General features: G+C 70.3%; 17 protein-coding genes. 10 read left to right on the top strand and 7 right to left on the bottom strand.

Annotated elements, in window-relative coordinates; genetic code table 11:
- Window positions 1-49: 49 nt before the first annotated feature.
- Window positions 50-715 (top strand): nucleoside/nucleotide kinase family protein, encoded by a 666-nt coding sequence (locus OG948_RS19520; protein WP_406297753.1) that lies wholly within the window; start codon window positions 50-52, stop codon window positions 713-715.
- A 15-nt stretch (window positions 716-730) separates the two neighbouring features.
- Here the strand turns inward: OG948_RS19520 and OG948_RS19525 are convergent, their stop codons facing one another.
- The 5 genes from OG948_RS19525 to dnaK all read right to left on the bottom strand — a co-directional run bounded on the left by OG948_RS19525 (window position 731) and on the right by dnaK (window position 6,949).
- A complete protein-coding gene (locus OG948_RS19525; RefSeq protein WP_406297754.1) occupies window positions 731-2,560 on the bottom strand; it encodes a TIGR03767 family metallophosphoesterase in 1,830 nt (609 codons plus the stop codon).
- 179 nt (window positions 2,561-2,739) lie between these two features.
- A complete protein-coding gene (locus OG948_RS19530; protein ID WP_406297755.1) occupies window positions 2,740-3,213 on the bottom strand; it encodes a heat shock protein transcriptional repressor HspR in 474 nt (157 codons plus the stop codon).
- 1 nt (window position 3,214) lies between these two features.
- A complete protein-coding gene (gene dnaJ / locus OG948_RS19535; RefSeq protein ID WP_395864695.1) occupies window positions 3,215-4,387 on the bottom strand; it encodes a molecular chaperone DnaJ in 1,173 nt (390 codons plus the stop codon).
- A 121-nt stretch (window positions 4,388-4,508) separates the two neighbouring features.
- A complete protein-coding gene (grpE, locus tag OG948_RS19540; protein ID WP_391589215.1) occupies window positions 4,509-5,102 on the bottom strand; it encodes a nucleotide exchange factor GrpE in 594 nt (197 codons plus the stop codon).
- Complete coding sequence (gene dnaK / locus OG948_RS19545; protein WP_406297756.1) at window positions 5,099-6,949, bottom strand: molecular chaperone DnaK; 1,851 nt, start codon at window positions 6,947-6,949, stop codon at window positions 5,099-5,101. Before dnaK ends, grpE begins: the two co-directional genes overlap by 4 nt.
- Window positions 6,950-7,275: 326 nt before the next feature.
- Between dnaK and OG948_RS19550 the strand changes: the two genes are divergently transcribed.
- From OG948_RS19550 to OG948_RS19565, 4 genes are all read left to right on the top strand, one after another.
- Window positions 7,276-8,340, top strand: coding sequence for a hypothetical protein (locus tag OG948_RS19550; protein WP_406297757.1), 1,065 nt, complete (start codon window positions 7,276-7,278; stop codon window positions 8,338-8,340).
- Window positions 8,337-9,287, top strand: coding sequence for a hypothetical protein (locus OG948_RS19555; RefSeq protein WP_406297758.1), 951 nt, complete (start codon window positions 8,337-8,339; stop codon window positions 9,285-9,287). The genes OG948_RS19550 and OG948_RS19555 overlap by 4 nt, the downstream gene beginning before the upstream one ends.
- An 81-nt stretch (window positions 9,288-9,368) precedes the next feature.
- The gene (locus tag OG948_RS19560) at window positions 9,369-10,199 is read left to right on the top strand and encodes a hypothetical protein (protein WP_406297759.1); all 831 of its coding nucleotides are present in this window, start codon (window positions 9,369-9,371) and stop codon (window positions 10,197-10,199) included.
- Window positions 10,200-10,242: 43 nt separating this feature from the next.
- Window positions 10,243-11,184 carry a hypothetical protein gene (locus OG948_RS19565; protein WP_406297760.1) on the top strand — a complete coding sequence of 314 codons (942 nt, stop codon included), beginning with the start codon at window positions 10,243-10,245 and terminating at the stop codon, window positions 11,182-11,184.
- 58 nt (window positions 11,185-11,242) lie between these two features.
- Here OG948_RS19565 and OG948_RS19570 read toward each other — a convergent pair whose 3' ends face one another.
- Window positions 11,243-11,605, bottom strand: a complete 363-nt coding sequence (locus OG948_RS19570; protein WP_406297761.1) for a cupin domain-containing protein — start codon at window positions 11,603-11,605, stop codon at window positions 11,243-11,245.
- 115 nt (window positions 11,606-11,720) lie between these two features.
- Between OG948_RS19570 and OG948_RS19575 the strand changes: the two genes are divergently transcribed.
- Window positions 11,721-12,809 carry an RNA ligase (ATP) gene (locus OG948_RS19575; protein ID WP_406297762.1) on the top strand — a complete coding sequence of 363 codons (1,089 nt, stop codon included), beginning with the start codon at window positions 11,721-11,723 and terminating at the stop codon, window positions 12,807-12,809.
- 79 nt (window positions 12,810-12,888) lie between these two features.
- Window positions 12,889-13,377 (top strand): YbjN domain-containing protein, encoded by a 489-nt coding sequence (locus tag OG948_RS19580; protein ID WP_406297763.1) that lies wholly within the window; start codon window positions 12,889-12,891, stop codon window positions 13,375-13,377.
- A gap of 69 nt (window positions 13,378-13,446) precedes the next feature.
- On the opposite strand, the gene OG948_RS19585 is transcribed toward OG948_RS19580, so the two are convergent.
- On the bottom strand, window positions 13,447-14,604 hold the full coding sequence (locus tag OG948_RS19585; RefSeq protein WP_406297764.1) for a pyridoxal phosphate-dependent aminotransferase: 1,158 nt from the start codon (window positions 14,602-14,604) through the stop codon (window positions 13,447-13,449).
- A 230-nt stretch (window positions 14,605-14,834) separates the two neighbouring features.
- On the opposite strand from OG948_RS19585, the gene OG948_RS19590 reads away from it, so the two are divergent.
- The 3 genes from OG948_RS19590 (at window position 14,835) to OG948_RS19600 (ending at window position 17,567) form a co-directional block, all read left to right on the top strand.
- Complete coding sequence (locus OG948_RS19590) at window positions 14,835-15,341, top strand: DUF2617 family protein (protein ID WP_406297765.1); 507 nt, start codon at window positions 14,835-14,837, stop codon at window positions 15,339-15,341.
- A gap of 71 nt (window positions 15,342-15,412) precedes the next feature.
- Entirely contained in the window at window positions 15,413-15,838 is a 426-nt protein-coding gene (locus OG948_RS19595; protein ID WP_395864672.1) for a DUF350 domain-containing protein, read from the top strand.
- A 157-nt stretch (window positions 15,839-15,995) separates the two neighbouring features.
- Window positions 15,996-17,567 (top strand): polyamine aminopropyltransferase, encoded by a 1,572-nt coding sequence (locus OG948_RS19600; protein ID WP_406297766.1) that lies wholly within the window; start codon window positions 15,996-15,998, stop codon window positions 17,565-17,567.
- The last annotated feature ends 7 nt before the right edge of the window (window positions 17,568-17,574 follow it).

Here is a 17,574-nt window from a genome sequence, read left to right on the forward strand (position 1 = left end):
AGTCTATTCCACTCAACCGTGCGTCGCTCCGGATGCCTAGACTGCGGACATGCCAGATGTGTCCGGTGCCCTCGAAACACTCGACGCGCTCGCGGATGCGGCGGTACGGCTCATTCCGGCGGCGCCCGGGGCCGATCGGGTCGTGCTCGGCCTCGCCGGTCCGCCGGGGGCCGGGAAGTCCACGCTCGCCGGCCGCCTGGTGCGCGCGATCGAACAGCGGGTCGGCGTCGGCACCGCCGCCTATGTGCCGCTCGACGGGTTCCACCTCTCGAACGCGCAGCTCAAGCGGATCGGCCGACTGCACCGCAAGGGCGCCGTGGACACGTTCGACGTATGGGGCTACGCGACCACGCTGGCTCGCGTGGTGCACGAGGTGGACCGGGACGTGTACGTGCCGGACTACGACCGCACGCTGCACGAGCCGGTCGCCGCGCGGCACGTGGTCCGCCCCGGCACCCGGATCGTGGTGACCGAGGGCAACTACCTGGCGCTGGACGCTCCCGGCTGGACCGACGCCTACTGCCTGATGACCGAGGTCTGGTACGTGCACGCCTCGGACCGGGTCCGCGACGAGCGGCTGACCAGGCGTCAGCGCCGAGGCGGTCGCAGCGTCGGCGAGGCGATGGCCTGGGTCGCCGGCAGCGACCGTCCCAACGGCGAACTGGTCAAGCGCTCCAAGTCACGCTGCGCCCGCGTGGTGACGGTGGTCTGGTAGACCGCCGGACCATGCCTACGTGAGCCACGCCGGCGTCGGCACCAGCAGTTCCACGTTGCGGTCCTCGATCCGACCGCGCCGACCGTCCACCTTCGCGTCCGGGCGATCGCGCTCGTGCCAGTCGTTGCCCGCGAGTTCGCGGGCCAGCGCGGCCAGTGCGACCGGGGTGTCCAGCTTGCCGCCGTTGGACTCCGGCCCGGCCGAGTCGACGATGGTGCCGAAGACGGACAGCGTGCCGTTGCGGTTGTCCCCGATCTCCACGATCCGCGCCTGCGAGGGCCAGTCGATGTGCGACGCGGTGTTGACCTCCCAGAAGCCGCCGGGGGCGGCGAAGCCGGCCGGGCGCGGGTGCGCCTTCACGTTGTTGTCGTGGGTGTGCCCGTTCACCCACAGCACGACGTTCGGGAAGCGCAGCAGCAGCGAGCGGACCTCGGGCCCCAGGATTCGCGCGGGCTGCCCCGGGGGCACCGTGCGGTTCACCATCGTCTCGATGGTGTGGTGGCTGAACAGCACGAACAGCTTGTCCTGGCCGGTGCCCGGGACCACCTTGCCCTGCTCGTCCAGGTAGCTGGAACTGCCCTTCATCAGGTGGTCCTGAAGCCACGCGAACTGGGTCGGGTCCAGGCAGCCGGAGTCCAGGCCGTACTGGTTCACCGTGTCCAGGACCAGGCAGCGCACCTGACCCTGGTCGAAGCTGTAGTACGCGGTCTTGGCGTCGATGTTCTGCTGGGTGAAGCCGTGGCCCTTGGGCAGGCCGGTGGTGTTGAAGTGCTCCTTGATCGTCTCCGCGCGGTCGATCAGCCGCCGGTCCGGGTCGGCGGTGACCTTGCGCTTGGGGCCCGACATCAGTGCGGCGAGCGCGTCCGGCTTGCCGCTCTGCAGTCCGACCGCGAGCGCGACGACGGTCTCCTTCGCGGATATGTCGAGCACCTTCTCGTCGCCGACCGCGACCTTGCTCAGCAATTCGTTGACCGGCAGGTTGCCCTGGACCAGCCCGTCGTGGTTGCCGTACGCGGTGTACCACGGGGTCTTCAGGCCGGTCGCCTCGAACGGACGTCGGCACGCGTCGAGCAGACCTGGCACGGTGGGGAACCCGAACTCGCGCCTGGGCAGGTCGTCCTTCTGCCCGGCCGGCGTGCCGTCCGGGTGCCAGTAGCGGTCGTTGTACGCGACCGCGTCCATCGGACCCTCGTACTTGTTCCGGTCGCCCGAGTCGGGGGTGACCTTCTTGCCGCCGTCGAGCACGTCTATGTACCAACGCAACTCGTTGAACTGGATGTTGTCGGTGTTGTCGCCCGTGCAGATGGTGAACGCCAGGGGTTGGCCCAGCGCCGGGCCCTTGCCGATCCGGTTGAGCGACTGCACCATCGCCTCGGCGATCTGCGCCGTCAGCACCTCCTGCGGGCGGTACGACGACTGGAACGGCAGCAGCTTGGCGAACGGCTGGTCCTTGTCGCTGTGCCGGTCCAGGAAGTCCACCCGCGCGGTCGACTGGGAGTCCTGGATGTGGATGTCCGTCAGTTGGGTGAAGGCCACCAGGGGCCGGCTCTTCGTCTTGTCGCCGGGACCGGCGCCGGGGGCCAACTCGGTGCGCAACAGGTGCGGTTCGCCGGGGCCGGCGACCACCTTGCGATAACCGCCCGGGCCGGGCGGGCCGAGCAGCAGGGTGCGCTCCAGGGTGCTGCCGGCCGCGCCGGCGGCGCCGCCCGAGGTCGGGGCGCCGGACTTGGGCGCGTCGCTCGACTTGTTGACCGGCGACTCCTCGGCGTCGGTGCACGCCGCCGCTCCCAGCAGTGCCGCGCCCGCGGCCGAGTACTTCAGGACGTCCCGACGATTCGGCTTCATGCGGCGACCCTACTGACGCGTATCGAGCGGCATCAAGGATGTGCCGAGCCCGCCCGAACGCCCGCCCCGCACGAAACGGGGGGCCCGACCCACACGAACGAGGCCGCGGCCCACACGGACGAAGGGGCGCGGCCGAAGCCCCGCCCCTCCCGGATCTCGTGCGGCCCGCGCGCCGGTCGTCAGTCGCTGCGCCCGCGCCTGGGCTTCCACACCACGAGCGCGGTGCCCGCCTGCGGCCGGACCGGGACCAGATCGCGTCGGTAGGACGCGTGTACGGCCGCTTCGCGCCGGGCGCTCGCGTCCGTCGCCTCGTGCAGCGCGTGCTCCAACTCGGCCACCCGCACGCTCAGCGCGAGCACCTGGTTCTCCAGCTCCAGGATCCGCTTGATCCCGGCGAGGTTGATGCCGGCCTCCTGGGAGAGCCGCTGCACCTCGCGCAGCTGGACGATGTCGCGGGCGGAGTAGCGCCGCCCGCGACCGGCCGTGCGGTCCGGCGAGACCAAGCCGAGTCGGTCGTACTGGCGCAGCGTCTGCGGATGCAGGCCGGACAGTTGTGCGGCCACCGAGATCACGTAGACCGGAGAGGTCTCGTCGATCTCGTAGCCACGCCGCCCGCCGATGCCGCCGTCGCCGCCCAAGCCGCCCGGTCGCATGTCATGCCCCCTTCGCCGCGTCCAACAGATCGGCTCGGGGATCGTGCGCGACGGTCGCCTCGCGGAACGCCTCCAGCGCCTCACGCGCCTTGTCGTTCAGCTGCTGTGGGACCGTCACCTCGACGGTGACCAGGAGATCGCCCCGAGTGCCGTCCTTGCGTGCCGCACCGCGCCCGCGGACGCGCAGCGTACGGCCGTTGCCCGTGCCCGCGGGAAGCTTGAGCGTGACCGGGATGCCGCCCAGGGTGGGCACGGTGACCTCCGCCCCCAGCACCGCCTCCGGAAAGGTGACCGGCACGGTGACGGTGAGGTTGTCGCCCTTGCGGCCGAATACGGAGTGCGTCTTGACGTGCACCACGACGTACAGGTCGCCGGAGGGGCCGCCGCGCTCGCCGGGAGCGCCCTTGCCCTTGAGCCGGATCCGCTGTCCGTCCTGGACCCCGGCCGGGATCCGGACCTGCATCGTGCGCGAACTCTTGGCCCGACCGCTGCCGTTGCACACGATGCACGGGTCGTCCACCAGCAGCCCGCGGCCCTTGCAGTCGCGGCACGGCTCGGAGAAGCCGAAGCCGCCCTGCGGACGGCTGACGTTGCCCGAACCCGCGCAGGTGGGACACATCCGCGGGGTGGTGCCCGCGGCCGCGCCCGTGCCGTTGCAGTGCCGACACGGCTCGGAGCTGGTCAGCCGGATCGGGACGGTCGCGCCGTCCACCGCGTCCGCGAAGCCGAGGGTGACCTCGGACTCCACGTCCGAGCCGCGTCGGGGCTGCTGCCGTCCGGTCTGCCGACCGCCGCCGAACAGCCCGCCGAAGATGTCGCCGAGGCCGCCGGTGTTGCCCGCGCCGCCCTGCTGACCACCGAAGATGTCGCCGAGGTCGAAGGGGAAGCCGCCGGCGCCGCCCTGCCCGCCGCCGGGGCCGCGGAAGCCGCCCCCGCTGCCGAACAGGGTCCGTGCCTCGTCGTACTCCTTGCGCCGCTTGTCGTCGGCGAGCACGTCGTAGGCTTCCGAGATCTCCTTGAACCGCTCCTCCGCCTTGGTGTCACCCTTGTTCTTGTCCGGGTGGAACTCGACGGCGAGCTTGCGGTAGGCCTTCTTGATCTCGGCGGTGCCGGCGTCCTTGGGGACGCCGAGCACCTTGTAGTAGTCCTTCTCCAGGTAGTCCTTCGTACTCATGCGCCCCTCGCCGATCGGGTCGGGGTGCCCTCGTGCTCCGAGCGCCCGTTTCCGGATCCACTCCACCCGCGCATCGGCGTCCCTCCTCTCCGCTTCTCGTTGTCTGGTTCCCGGTGACGGTTCAGCTTCCGGCCGCTTCGCCCGACTCCTCCGGACCGCCCTCGGCGTCCGCTGTGGGCTCCGCGACCGCCACCCGCGCCGGACGGATGATCCGCTCGCCGACCTGGTAGCCGGGCTGCAGGATCTCCACGCACGTGGGCTCGGTGACATCGGTCGCGTACGAATGCAGCAGCGCCTCGTGCACCGTCGGGTCGAACGGGTCGCCCTTGGAACCGAAGCTCTGCAGCCCCATCTTGGCCACGATCGACTCCAGCGACTCGGCGACCGACTTGAAGCCGCCCGCCAGTTCGCCGTGGTCCCGGGCCCGACCGATGTCGTCGAGCACCGGCAGCAGTTCGCTCAGCACCTTGATGGCGGCCAGTTCGCCCGCCACGTTGCGGTCCCGCTCGACGCGCTTGCGGTAGTTCGCGTACTCGGCCTGGAGCCGTTGCAGGTCGGCGGTGCGCTCACCGAGCTGGTTGCGCAGCTCGGCGGCCTCCGCCGCCCCGGGGGCCGGGGCCGCCGCCGAGGCGGCGGTCCCGGTTTCCGGCTTCGGCTCTGTCTCTTGGGCGTCGCCCGGGACGGCGCCGTGGTTCGAGCCGGTCCCTTCGGTCACGCAGCACCGCCCTTACGGTCCTCGTCGACGATCTCGGCGTCCACGACGTCGTCGTCGGCAGTGTTGCCCGCGCCGTCGCCGGTCGAACCGGCCGCGCCCTCGGTACCGGGCTGCGCGTTCGCGTACATCGCGGTGCCCAGCTTCTGGCTCGTGGTGCTGACCTTCTCCGCGGCGTCGCGGATGGCGGCCAGGTCCTCGCCCTTGAGGGCGTCCTTGAGCTCGGTGAGCGACGTCTCGACCTCGGTCTTGACGTCGGCGGGCACCTTGTCGCTGTTGTCCTTGATGAACTTCTCGGTGGTGTACACCAGTTGCTCGGCCTGGTTGCGGGTCTCCGCGGCCTCGCGACGCTGGTGGTCCTCCTCCGCGTGCGCCTCCGCCTCGCGCATCATCCGGTCGATGTCGTCCTTCGGCAGGCCCGAGCCGCCGGTGATGGTCATCGACTGCTCCTTGCCCGTGCCCAGGTCCTTCGCGGACACGTGCACGATGCCGTTGGCGTCGATGTCGAAGGTGACCTCGATCTGCGGCAACCCACGCGGGGCCGGCGGCAGACCGGTCAGCTCGAACATGCCGAGCTTCTTGTTGTAGGCGGCGATCTCGCGCTCGCCCTGGAACACCTGGATCTGCACCGACGGCTGGTTGTCCTCGGCCGTGGTGAAGATCTCCGAACGCTTGGTCGGGATCGTGGTGTTGCGCTCGATCAGCTTGGTCATGATGCCGCCCTTGGTCTCGATACCAAGCGACAGCGGCGTCACGTCCAGCAGCAGGACGTCCTTGACCTCACCCTTGAGCACACCGGCCTGAAGCGCGGCGCCGACGGCGACGACCTCGTCCGGGTTGACGCCCTTGTTGGGCTCCTTGCCACCGGTGAGCTCGCGCACCACGTCGGCCACGGCAGGCATCCGGGTCGAGCCGCCGACCAGGACGATGTGGTCGATCGCCGAGAGCGGGATGCCCGCGTCCTCGATGACCTTCTGGAACGGCACCTTGGTGCGGTCGAGCAGGTCCTGCGTGAGCTGCTGGAACTGGGCGCGGGTGAGCTTCTCGTCCAGGTGCAGCGGGCCCTCGGCCGAGGCCGTGATGTAGGGCAGGTTGATCGAGGTCTCCATCGAGGAGGACAGCTCGATCTTGGCCTTCTCCGCCGCCTCGCGCAGGCGCTGGAGGGCCATCTTGTCCTTGGACAGGTCCACGCCGTGCGCGTTCTGGAACTGCTTGACCAGGTGGTCCATGACCCGCTGGTCCCAGTCGTCGCCGCCGAGGTGGTTGTCACCGTTGGTGGCCTTGACCTCGACCACGCCGTCGCCGATCTCCAGGAGCGACACGTCGAACGTGCCGCCGCCGAGGTCGAAGACGAGGATGGTCTGCTCGTCGGCCTTGTCCAGGCCGTACGCCAGCGCCGCCGCGGTGGGCTCGTTGACGATGCGCAGCACGTTCAGACCGGCGATCTCGCCGGCCTCCTTCGTGGCCTGCCGCTCGGCGTCGTTGAAGTACGCCGGCACGGTGATGACCGCGTCGGTGACCTTCTCGCCCAGGTAGGCCTCGGCGTCGCGCTTGAGCTTCATCAGGATGCGGGAGCTGATCTCCTGCGCGGTGTACTTCTTGTCGTCGATCGCCACGGACCACGTGGTCCCCATGTGACGCTTGACGGACCGGATGGTCCGGTCGACGTTGGTGACGGCCTGACGCTTGGCCACCTCGCCGACCAGAACCTCACCGTTCTTCGCGAAGGCAACCACGGACGGTGTGGTCCGCGACCCCTCCGCGTTGGTGATGACGGTCGACTCGCCGCCTTCCAGAACGCTGACGACGGAGTTCGTCGTACCGAGGTCGATACCGACCGCACGTGCCATGATTCGGTTCCTCCACGGGGAGAGTTGAGTGTTTGTCGCTCAAGGATGAGCCGTCGGGTGCAACCGGTCAAATCGCTTGAGTATTCCTGACTCAACTTTAGTGCCTCGCGAGGTGTGAGGGGCGGGTTCGAAGGCGTGCTGTCGCCACCCGGACGCTCGGCGTCATCGAAACGTTGTGCGCCTCCGGAGACTTATTTAGGTGAATGTCGCCACAAACGACACCCTTGACGCCTGCGGCCTCTCCATGCGCATGGCAGCATGTCGTGGCGCCTGATGCCTGCCAAGCGAACGCCAGGCCAAACCCGAGATCCGAGGGGGACCTCCCGATGAGCGATGGTCAGGGCTATCCGCCTGTGCCGCCGATGCCGCCCGGCCCACCACCGGGACAACCGGGACAGCAGGGACAGCCGGGCCCGCCACAGGGTGGCTATCCGCAGCAGGGTGGCTATCCGCCGCCGCCTGCCGGATATCCGCAGCAGCAACAACAGCCGGGCGGGTTCCAGGAGCCCGACGGTTACCCGTACCCGCAGTACAGCCAGTACGGGCACTACCAGCAGTACGCGCAGAACCCGGTCCCACTGGGCCCGGACGGCCGGCCGCCGCGCGGCGGGCGCAGCAAGAAGGTGATCGGCACCTGGATCGCCGGTGTCACCGGTGCCGTGGTCGCGTCCATCGTGGTCGCGGTGGTCGGCTTCGACGACCCGACCGACAAGAAGGACCCGGACGCGCAGAAGCCGACGTCCGCGCCGATCGTGACCGGCAAGGTGGCCGCGCCGAGCAACACCGCGGCCGCCGGGCCCAAGAAGGCCGACATCAGCAACCAGCTCAAGATCCCGGACACGCTGCCGCCGATCACCGGCCCCAAGATCAGCGGCATCTCGGTGGACCCGAAGACCTGGCCCAAGGCCTGCGATCTGCTGACGGACGACGAGATCAAGTCGGTCATCCCCGAGGGGACCATCCGCGAGCGCAAGAGCTTCATGGGCCGGTACTCGAACCTGCTCGGCAAGAGCGTGAACGACAACGAGTGCGACATCACACTCGACCTGCCGAACCAGCAGTCCTCGGACTACCCCGCGAAGATCAACGTCACCACGTACGGCTACAAGACGCCGGCCGAGGAGAAGGCCGCCTTCGCCAAGGAGAAGACGCAGTCCGAGACGGCCACCAAGGCCTACCCGGACCAGTACGACGACATCCCGGCCGACAAGATCGGCGTGGACGGCTCGTTCCGGGACAACCGCACGGTCCAGATCTCCAAGAACGGCTTCCGGGTCTGGGTCACCCTGTCGGCCCAGCTCGAGGACTCGCAGGGCAACCCGCTCAAGAGCAACACCATGGTGCGTCAGTACGGCCCGTCGATGGCCGCGGTGGTCGGGCAGAAGCTGTGAGCGGTGGGTGGCAGCAGGGACCGGGCGGACCGCCGCACGGGCAATATCCGCAGCAGCAGCCGGGGTTCGGGCAGCAGCAGGGCTACCCGCCCCAGCAGCCCGGCTACCCGCCTCCGCAGCCGGGCTACGGGCCGCCGGGACAGTACGGGCCGCCCGGCCACCCGTACGGGCCGCCGGACCCGCCGCGTCGGGGCAACCGGCTCGCGCTGTGGGCCGCGATCGCGGTCGTGCTGGTCGGCGCCGGCGTCGGCGGCTTCGTGCTGCTGAACAAGGACGACGACTCGGACACCGCCAAGCCCGGCCCGACCTCGGTCGGACCGGCCGCGAGCGGCGGCGGCAAGAGCGGCGACCCCAAGCCCGGACAGAGTGCCGAGCCGCTCGAGCGTCCGATGGTTTTCCCCGCAGCGCCGCCCGCCGACGCCGGGGCAAAATTCAACGCGACCAACGACGGCAAGACCTGGCCGAAGGCGTGCGACATGCTGTCGGACGCTCAGATCGGCAAGGTCGTCAAGGGCGCCACGGTCAAGACCAGGAAGCCGGACACGACCGTTTCGGTCAAGTACGACTTCCCGGGCGCGGCCGATAATCAGTGCAGGTTCGAACTGGCCGTGCCGGACCCGAACAATCCGAAGTATCCGTCGTACGCCAGGATCGAGCTCACACTCCACGAGGTGAGCACCCCGGCGACCGCGAAGGGCCACTACGGCGACACCAAGAAGAACCGAGGACGCAAGCCGTTCGGAGTGTTCGAGGAGCTCGGCACCAAGCTGGGCACCGACGACGCGTTCCGCGACGACTCGTACATCTGGATCCACAAGGGTCCGTACTTCGTGGAGCTGTACGTGTCCTCCGGACTGGACGGTCCGGGCGGGGCGGAGTTGGCGGACGACGACGCCGTCAAGCAGTACGGGCCGACGCTCATCTCGTACCTCGTGGCACGGATGTAACCCGCGGTCCGCGCGGTACCGCAGCATCGGCGACAGCGCATCGGAACAGCGCATCGGAACAGGCATCGGGAGGATACGGGGATGGTACGAATCGGGAACCCAGGAGGGAACCAGTACGGCGGGCCGCAGCAGCAGCCGCAGTACGGTCATCCCGGGATGTACCAGCAGCCGTACCCGCCGCAGCCGCCGCCGCGCCGGAGCAAGCTGAAGCCCATTCTCGGCTGGATCGGCGTGGTGGTCGGCGGTGTGCTGGCCACCGTCGCCGCGTCGTACATCGTCGACGAGATCAACAAGAAGAACGACAAGGGCGACAAGCCGGTGGCCGAGAACGGGGTCGCCTTCCCCGACGGCTACACCCCGCCGCCCGGGGTGGCGTTCGTCGACGGCGCCAAGTTCCGGGCGTCGGGGGACACCGGGACGTGGCCGGACGCGTGCACGATGTTGTCCGACAAGGAGATCCAGAACGCCGTCCCCGACTCGAGCATCGTCGGGGCGCGCGAGGGTCGCAAGGCTGCCAAGACGCCCCGGAACCACGAGTGCACGGTCAAGCTCAAGCTGCCCAACCTCCAGGACCCGGCCACGCCGGCCAAGCTGACCATGACCATCAAGGCGATCGGCGACGTCGGCCCGGTCAAGGACATGTACGAGAAGGCCAAGGCGGAGGCGGCTCCCTTCACCGGCTACGAGGACCTGGCCAACAAGCTGTTCGTACAGGACGCGTTCCGCCAGAACGGCAAGCTCAACCTGTACAAGCAGGGCGCCAAGCCGGACTCGCCCGGCTACTACGTGGTCCTGGACGTCAGCGCGCAGACCAAGGAATCGACGGGCGCCAACGAAGCACCCGACACCTGGACCAAGAAGGCCGGACCGGCCCTCGTGCGCGTCCTCAACATCAAGATGACGGACGACTGATTCGCCGTCGTCCCTCGACGGTTCGTCCCCACGGGAGCTCTCGATGACCGGCCAGTACAACAGCCCGAACTCCGGCCAATACTCCGGCCAGGGGCCCGGCTACCCGCCGCCGCCGGGCGGCTACGGCCAACAGCCGCCGCCCGGCCAGTACGGCGGGCCGGGCCAGTACGGGCCGCCGCCCGGGTACGGCCCGCCCGGCTATCCGCCCGAGCCGCCGCGGCCCAACCGCCGCAAGCAGGTCTTCAGTTGGCTGGCGGTGCTCGCGGGGGGCACCGCGGCGACGGTGATCGCCGCGCTGTTGATCAACGGCACGGACGGCAAGAAGAACGAGGCGGTCAAGCTGCCGCCCACGGAGTCCGTGCACAAGCTGGAGAGCTTCGACCCCAAGGCGGTCCAGAACACTCCGAGCGCTCCTCCCGCGTCCAAGGAGGCCTCGCGTCCCTCGGCGCCGCCCGCGCCCAAGAGCGGCGGCAAGTTCGCCCCGGTGGCCACCGACATGTCCACCTGGCCGGACGTGTGCGACCTGATCACCCCCGAGGAGATCGCCAAGGTGATCCCCGAGGTGACCACCCAGCAGGAACAGGGCACCGCCAAGGCCGCCGGTTCGTATGCCTCCCGCGGCCCGGCGCTGCGCAGCACGACCTGCCTCTACACGGTGAACACCAAGCGCGGCTTCGGCTACAGCAACGTGATCAAGCTGACCATCCAGATCAACAACATCGACGCTCCCAAGGAGCTCGACTACATCTGGAATCTCAACAAGAACGGCGCGCAGCGGATCCAGTCCGACTTCAAGGCGATCACCGCACCGGGCGTCGACGACGCCTACTACGCGGTGCAGAAGGTGCGCCTGCGCAAGGGGCAGTACGACCTGCAGGTCGACGCGACGGGCAGTCTCACCATGGAGGGCACCGACCGGCCCTGGATGGGTTGGCAGAGCGAACTGCTCCCGAAGTTCGTCGCGACCATCAGCGCCAAGATCTGAGCGAACGCGCCCGGGACCCCGGCGGGTCGCGGCGACCGCCACCCGCCGGGCGCACGGCCTACTCGTCGCGGTGGACCGTTTCGGGGGCGAAGCCGGGGAGGCAGACGGCGATGTAGTCGGCGCCTTCGGAGTTCCTGGTGCTGTAGCGGACCCATTCGCCGGCGGGCGTGTGGATGCCCTGGCCGGCGGCGACCTCCTGGACGCCGCCCTCGAACTCGACGGTCAAAACGCCGCGCAGGACGACGGTGTACTCGTCGAACTCGGGGCGCTGGCCCGGTTCCTCCCAGCCGCCGGGGCTGGTCATGTGCGCGATGCTGAGCGCCCGGTCGCCGGTGTTGACCCGGCCGACGTACTCGCGAATGGTCTTGGGGATGTTGCCGGCGGCCTCGACGACCGTCGGCTTCTCGATGAAGTTCGGCATGTGTCCCATCCTGTACCGGGACGCCGGTAAATCGTTGGCGGCCCCGCCCGGGCACTTGGGACCGTGGAGTCGACGGGGAAGACACCCCTGTGCGGTTTCGGGGAAGGGGCGGCGCATGTCCACACTCAAGGTCACGGCCGAACGGTTGGTGGTGCACGAGCACCCCAACGCGGACGCGCTGGAGCTGGCCCAGGTCGGCCTGTATCGAGCCGTCGTCGCGAAGGGCGCCTACGTCACCGGTGACGTCGCGGTGTACATCCCCGAGCAGGCGGTGCTGCCGGACCCGCTGATCGACGAGCTCGGCCTCACCGGGCGGCTCGCCGGGTCGGCCAGGAACCGGGTTCGGGCGATCCGGCTGCGCGGCGAGCTCTCGCAGGGCATCGTCTGCCGGCCGAGCGCGCTCGAAGGCCGGGACCTGTCGGCCGCGCTCGCCGGCGACGAGGACTTCGCCGAGACGCTGGGCATCGTCAAGTGGGTGCCGCCCATCCCCGTGCACATGAGCGGCGAGATCGTGCCCGCCGCCGACCTGCTGCCGTGGGTCGACATCGAGAACGTGCGGCGCTACCCGGAGTTGTTCACGGCCGGCGAGCCGGTGGTGGCGACCGAGAAGATCCACGGCACCGCGTGCCTGTACACCTACGTGGCCGACACGGGCGAGAGCTTCGTGTCCTCGAAGGGCTTCGGCGCCAGGTCGCAGGCGCTGGTCCGGGACGAGCACAACCTCTACTGGCGCAGCGTGCTCGCGCACCGGCTGCCCGAGGCCGCCGCGGAGTTGGCCGCGCGGCACGGCGCGGCCCGGGTGGGCGTGTTCGGCGAGGTGTTCGGGCAGGGCGTACAGGACCTGGGGTACGGCGCGCAGGGTCGGTCGGAGCTGCCGGGCTTCGCGGTGTTCGACGTCGCGCTCGCGGACACCGACGGCGCGGTGCGCCGGGTGGACGCCGAGCGACTCGCCGAACTGCTCGGCGGCCTGGAGACGGTGCTTCCGATGGTGCCGACGCTGTACGCCGGGCCCTACGACGAGGCCCCGCTGCTGGCCCTGGCGGAGGGCCGGGAGACCGTCTCGGGCACCGCCGCGCACCTGCGCGAGGGGATCGTGATCCGCCCGGCGCGCGAGCGGTACAGCGACGTGGTCGGCGGGCGGGCGATCGGCAAGATCGTCTCCGCGGCCTACCTCACCCGCAAGGGTGGCACCGAATACGAATGAGGCCTCGCGCGCTGGGGCCTACCGCTCTGGGCCGAATGAGAGAGGATGGCGTCCATACGTCTGGAGAGGATCTTTTTTCATGAGCATCGACCCGTCCTCGCTTCCGAGGTCGACCTTCGTCCCGGCCGCACCGGTCGTCAAGCCGTCGGCGGACCTGATCAACCAGGTTCTCGACGAGCTCCAGGTGAACCACTTCACCGACGAGGAAGGCGACATCTGCGCGCCCTGGGACGGCTTCCGCGTCTACTTCATGCTGCGCGGCGACAAGCAGGAGATCTTCACGGTCCGGATGTTCCTCGACCGTGAGTTCGCCCCGGCGGAGCGCCCGCGGATGCTGGAGCAGCTCGACGAGTGGCACCGCCAGTTCTTCTGGCCCAAGGTCTACACGCACGAGCACGAGGGGAAGCTGCGCCTGATCGGCGAGGCCCAGCTCGACTGCGAGCCCGGCATCAACCGCGAGCTGTTCGTGTTCACCACGCGCGCGTGGATCAGCACGTGTATCTCGTTCGCGAACTGGATCAACGAGCAGTTCGGCCCCGAGGACAAGCCGGCCGACGGCCAGGCGTAGTCCGACGGCGCGTGTGTGGGGGCCGTCGGCCCCCACACGTACGCCGGCTGCCGTGCGGGCGGGCCCGACTCAGCCGGTCGCCGCGAGCCGCTTGGCGGCTTCCTCCAACACCTCGACGCGCTTGCAGAAGGCGAACCGCACCAGCGGTCGGCCGACCTCGACGTCGTCGAAGAAGACCACCTCCGGGATCGCGACCACACCACGCAGCTCGGGCAGCCGACGGCAGAAGTCGAGGCCGTCCGCGTAGCCCAACGGGGTGATGTCGGTGGTGGTGAAGTAGGTCCCCTGCGGTTCGTAGACGGTCAGTCCGGCCGCGCGCAGGCCGCCGCCGAGCAGGTCGCGCTTGTACCGCAGATCCTCGCGCAGCCCGTCGAAATAGGCGTCCGGCAGCCGCAGGGCGTGTGCGATGGCGGGCTGGAACGGCGCGCCCGAGGTATAGGTCAGGAACTGCTTGGTCGTGCGAACCGCCGCGATCAGCTCCCGCGGCGCGCACACCCAGCCGATCTTCCAGCCGGTGAACGAGAAGGTCTTGCCCGCCGACGAGATGGTGACGGTGCGCTCGCGCATGCCGGGCAGTCCGGCGATCGGGATGTGCTCGCCGTCGTAGACGAGGTGTTCGTAGACCTCGTCGGTGACCACGATCAGGTCGTGCTCGATCGCGATGGCGGCGATCGACTCCAGTTCGGCCCGGGTGAGCACGGTGCCGGTCGGGTTGTGCGGGCTGTTGAGCATGATCACCCGGGTGCGGTCGGTGACCGCCGCGCGCAGCTCGTCCGGGTCCGGGCGGAAGTACGGGGGACGCAGGGTGACGCCGACCCGGCGTGCGCCGGCCATCGCGATGCACGCGGCGTACGAGTCGTAGAACGGTTCGAGCGCGATCACCTCGTCGCCGGGCTCGAGCAGCGCGAGCAGGGTGGCCGCGATCGCCTCGGTCGCGCCGGTGGTGATCAACACCTCGGAGTCGGGGTCGAAGGTCTGCCCGCGAAAGCGCTGCCGGTGCTCGGCCACCGCCAGGCGCAGGTCCGGGATGCCGTCGCCCGGTGGGTACTGGTTCACGCCGTCGCGCATGGCGGCGACCGCGATCTCGATCACCTCCGCCGGGCCGTCGGTGTCCGGGAAACCCTGGCCGAGGTTGATCGCGCCGGTGCTGCGCGCGAGCGCGGACATCTCGGCGAAGATCGTGGTGCCCAGGCCGTCCAGGTGTCGGGCCAACAGCGGTCGGTTCATCCGTACGGCTCCTTCGCGGGGGTTGGTCTATCCGCCCATCCTCGCGTGCCGGATGGCCCGGCCCACAAGGTGTCCTTCACCCGTTCGTGTTAATGCCTTTCACCTCTACGGGTGACGACGCTGTGCCTTTGGGCGCCTACCGTGAGTCATGTCCCCTGGTTTGCAGCCGATTGTCGCCCCCGGGAGCCTCCCGTGGGTCTTCCCCGTTGCCCGGACAGATGAGCGCGAGAATGCACGCCACACTCACCACCACGTACACCGACACCCGCGCGGACGCCCTCGGCTGGTGCCTGGGCCTGCCGGCGCTCCCCGCGTTGGCCGAGCGCCATGTCGAACTCGGAGGGCTGAAGCTGGAGCTGCGGTTGCTGGGCGCGTCGCACCAGATGCTGCTCACTCCCGACCGGGGGGAGGGCGACGCGGTGTCGGAAACCGTCGCGTGCCTGCCGGGCGCGGCCACCCCGTTGCCCGCCCGGGCGGCCACCCGGCTCGGCCGGTGGGAATACGAATTCACCGCGTTGACCCAGCGGTTGGAGGACGCCGCGTTCGTCGCCCGGGTGCGCGAGATCGTGGCCCTGGCGACCGGGCACCAATACGGCCTGATCGGCGAGTACCCCGGGCTGCCGTACGCGGTCACCGCGATGGTGGTCGAGCGCTGTGGGGCCGGTGCGGTCTGGTCCACGTGGCACACGTACCCGCAGGAGTGTCGAATCGTGAACACTCGGAGTCGCGCGATGTGACGATCGCACGAAACGATCCGACACAATGACGCCCCATCAGGTGATCCGACGACGATGGGGGACACGGCGCCATGTTCAGGGATCTCGCGGAGGGTGTCGGTTACGCGTTCGCCTACGGGGGCGTGGGCATCGTGCTCATGGTCCTGGGGTTCGTGCTCGTGGACCTGCTGACGCCCGGCAACCTCGGTCGGCAGATCTGGATCGAACGCAATCGCAACGCGGCGCTGGTGCTCTCCTCGGCACTGCTCGGCGTCGGCATGATCGTCACCACGGCGATCGCGACCACCTACGAGGAGTTCGGCAAGGGGCTGGCCTCCACGGCGCTGTTCGGGGTCTCCGGGCTGATCCTGATGGCCATCGCGTTCCTGGTGATCGACCTGGTCACCCCGGGCCGCCTCGGTGCCACCGTGGTCGAGCGCGAACCGCACCCGTGCGTCTGGGTCACCGCGTCGTCCCAGATCGCGATCGCCGCGATCGTGTCGGCGTGTATCGCCTGAGCCGGGGGCGGGCCCGGACCGAGCCCGCGCCTCGCGCCGGCCCGGCCCGGACCGAGCCCGACCTCGGGCCCGCCCGCACATCCCGTGCGTAACCGGTTCGGGTGAACCGTCGGCGCGTCCGACGAACCCCGCGCGCTCCGCGCCTACCGTGCTCGGGGTGACCTCCCCCGCGCCGCGCGCCCCCACCATCGTGCGCGCGTCCGCGGCCCGGGCCCGCCCGGCCGCGCTCGCCGCGGGGCCCGCGCGGTTCGTGGTCCTGCTCGCCGTCCTGGTCTGCGCGGCGTGCGGGCTGGTCTACGAACTCGCGCTGGCCGCGCTCGGCGGCACGCTCGGCGGCGACCCGGTGGTGGAGACCTCGATCGTGCTCTCGGTGATGGTCTTCGCGATGGGCGTCGGCGCGTTGGCCGCCAAGCCGCTCGCGCGCCGGGCCGCGGCGGCCTTCATCGCCGCCGAGATCCTGCTCGCGGCGTGCGGCGGGATGTGCGCGACCGTGCTGTACGCGACCTTCGCCTGGTACGACGTCTACCGCTGGCCGATGATCGCCGTCGCGGCCGCGCTCGGGCTGCTGATCGGGGCGGAGATCCCGCTGCTGATGACGCTCGTGCAGCGGATCCGCCCGCAGGACGCGGGCAGCGCGGTGGCCGACCTGTTCGCGGCCGACTACGTGGGCGCGCTGATCGGCGGTCTGCTCTTCCCGTTCCTGCTGCTGCCGCACCTGGGCCAGTTGCGCACCGTCGTGCTCGCCGGCGGGGTCAACGCGATCGCGGGCGCGCTCGTGGTGTTGTGGCTGTTCCGCACCGACCTGCCGGTCCGGCTGCGGGTGGTGATGTACGCGGCCGTGGCCGCGGTGCTCGTGTTGCTGGCCGGCACCTGGGCGTACACGCCCGCCTTCGAACGGGCCGCGCGCGAGGCGCTCTACGACGGGGACGTGGTGTCCGCGCGCGAGGACGTGGTGCTCACCCACACCGGCGCGGGCCCCGAGTTGTACGTGTCCGGCGAGCGGCGGGTCGCGGCCCCGGGCGCGAGCGAGACCGCGCAGGCGCTCGTGCACCCCGCGATGGCCGGCCGGCACGAACGGGTGCTCGTGCTCGGCGGGGGCGACGGGCTGGCCCTGCGCGAGGTGCTGCGCTACGCGGCGGTGCGCGAGGTCGTGCTCGTGGTGTCGCGCGTCGCCGAGACCGCGCCCGCGCGGAGCGACCCGCGGTTGCGCGCGCTGGCCGGCGACGCGTTCGCCGACCCGCGGGTACGGGTGGTCGGGGCGGACGCGTTCGCGTGGGTGCGCGGCGCCGCGGAGCGCTTCGACGTGGTCGTGGCCGACCTGCCCGGGCCCACGGTCGGTGCCGCCGCGCGGCTGTACACGCAGGAGTTCTACGGCCTGACCCGGACCGTGCTGCGCCCGGCCGGCCGGATCGTGGTGCACGCCCCCGCGCCGGACGCGCATCCTCGCGCGTACTGGTGCGCCGAGGCCGGTCTGCGCGCCTCGGGCCTGCGCACGGTGCCGTATCGGGTCAGCGTGCCGGGCCCGGCCGACCGGGGCTTCGTGCTCGCCGCGGTCGCGCCCGGCACGGACCTGCGGGCCGCCGACGACGCCCCGGACCCGGCGGTGGTCCCGTTCCTGGCCGCCGACCGGCTGGCCCGGGCCGGTTGGTTCCCGCCGCACGAGGCACGCGTGGACGTGCCCCCGTCCACCTTGAACAACCCGCGCATCGCCGACTACGCGCGCGGCTGAGCGACAA

The organism is Embleya sp. NBC_00888 (assembly GCF_045207655.1).
Taxonomy (GTDB): Bacteria; Actinomycetota; Actinomycetes; order Streptomycetales; family Streptomycetaceae; genus Embleya.

Coding starts and splice junctions, on each gene's coding strand:
- dnaJ (WP_395864695.1), bottom strand. CDS start 4,387: ATGAGTACGAAGGACTACCTGGAGAAGGACTACTACAAGGTGCTCGGC.
- OG948_RS19565 (WP_406297760.1), top strand. CDS start 10,243: ATGACCGGCCAGTACAACAGCCCGAACTCCGGCCAATACTCCGGCCAG.
- OG948_RS19580 (WP_406297763.1), top strand. CDS start 12,889: ATGAGCATCGACCCGTCCTCGCTTCCGAGGTCGACCTTCGTCCCGGCC.
- OG948_RS19570 (WP_406297761.1), bottom strand. CDS start 11,605: ATGCCGAACTTCATCGAGAAGCCGACGGTCGTCGAGGCCGCCGGCAAC.
- OG948_RS19590 (WP_406297765.1), top strand. CDS start 14,835: ATGCACGCCACACTCACCACCACGTACACCGACACCCGCGCGGACGCC.
- OG948_RS19525 (WP_406297754.1), bottom strand. CDS start 2,560: ATGAAGCCGAATCGTCGGGACGTCCTGAAGTACTCGGCCGCGGGCGCG.
- OG948_RS19520 (WP_406297753.1), top strand. CDS start 50: ATGCCAGATGTGTCCGGTGCCCTCGAAACACTCGACGCGCTCGCGGAT.
- OG948_RS19595 (WP_395864672.1), top strand. CDS start 15,413: ATGTTCAGGGATCTCGCGGAGGGTGTCGGTTACGCGTTCGCCTACGGG.
- OG948_RS19560 (WP_406297759.1), top strand. CDS start 9,369: ATGGTACGAATCGGGAACCCAGGAGGGAACCAGTACGGCGGGCCGCAG.
- OG948_RS19575 (WP_406297762.1), top strand. CDS start 11,721: ATGTCCACACTCAAGGTCACGGCCGAACGGTTGGTGGTGCACGAGCAC.
- dnaK (WP_406297756.1), bottom strand. CDS start 6,949: ATGGCACGTGCGGTCGGTATCGACCTCGGTACGACGAACTCCGTCGTC.
- OG948_RS19550 (WP_406297757.1), top strand. CDS start 7,276: ATGAGCGATGGTCAGGGCTATCCGCCTGTGCCGCCGATGCCGCCCGGC.
- OG948_RS19530 (WP_406297755.1), bottom strand. CDS start 3,213: ATGCGACCGGGCGGCTTGGGCGGCGACGGCGGCATCGGCGGGCGGCGT.
- OG948_RS19585 (WP_406297764.1), bottom strand. CDS start 14,604: ATGAACCGACCGCTGTTGGCCCGACACCTGGACGGCCTGGGCACCACG.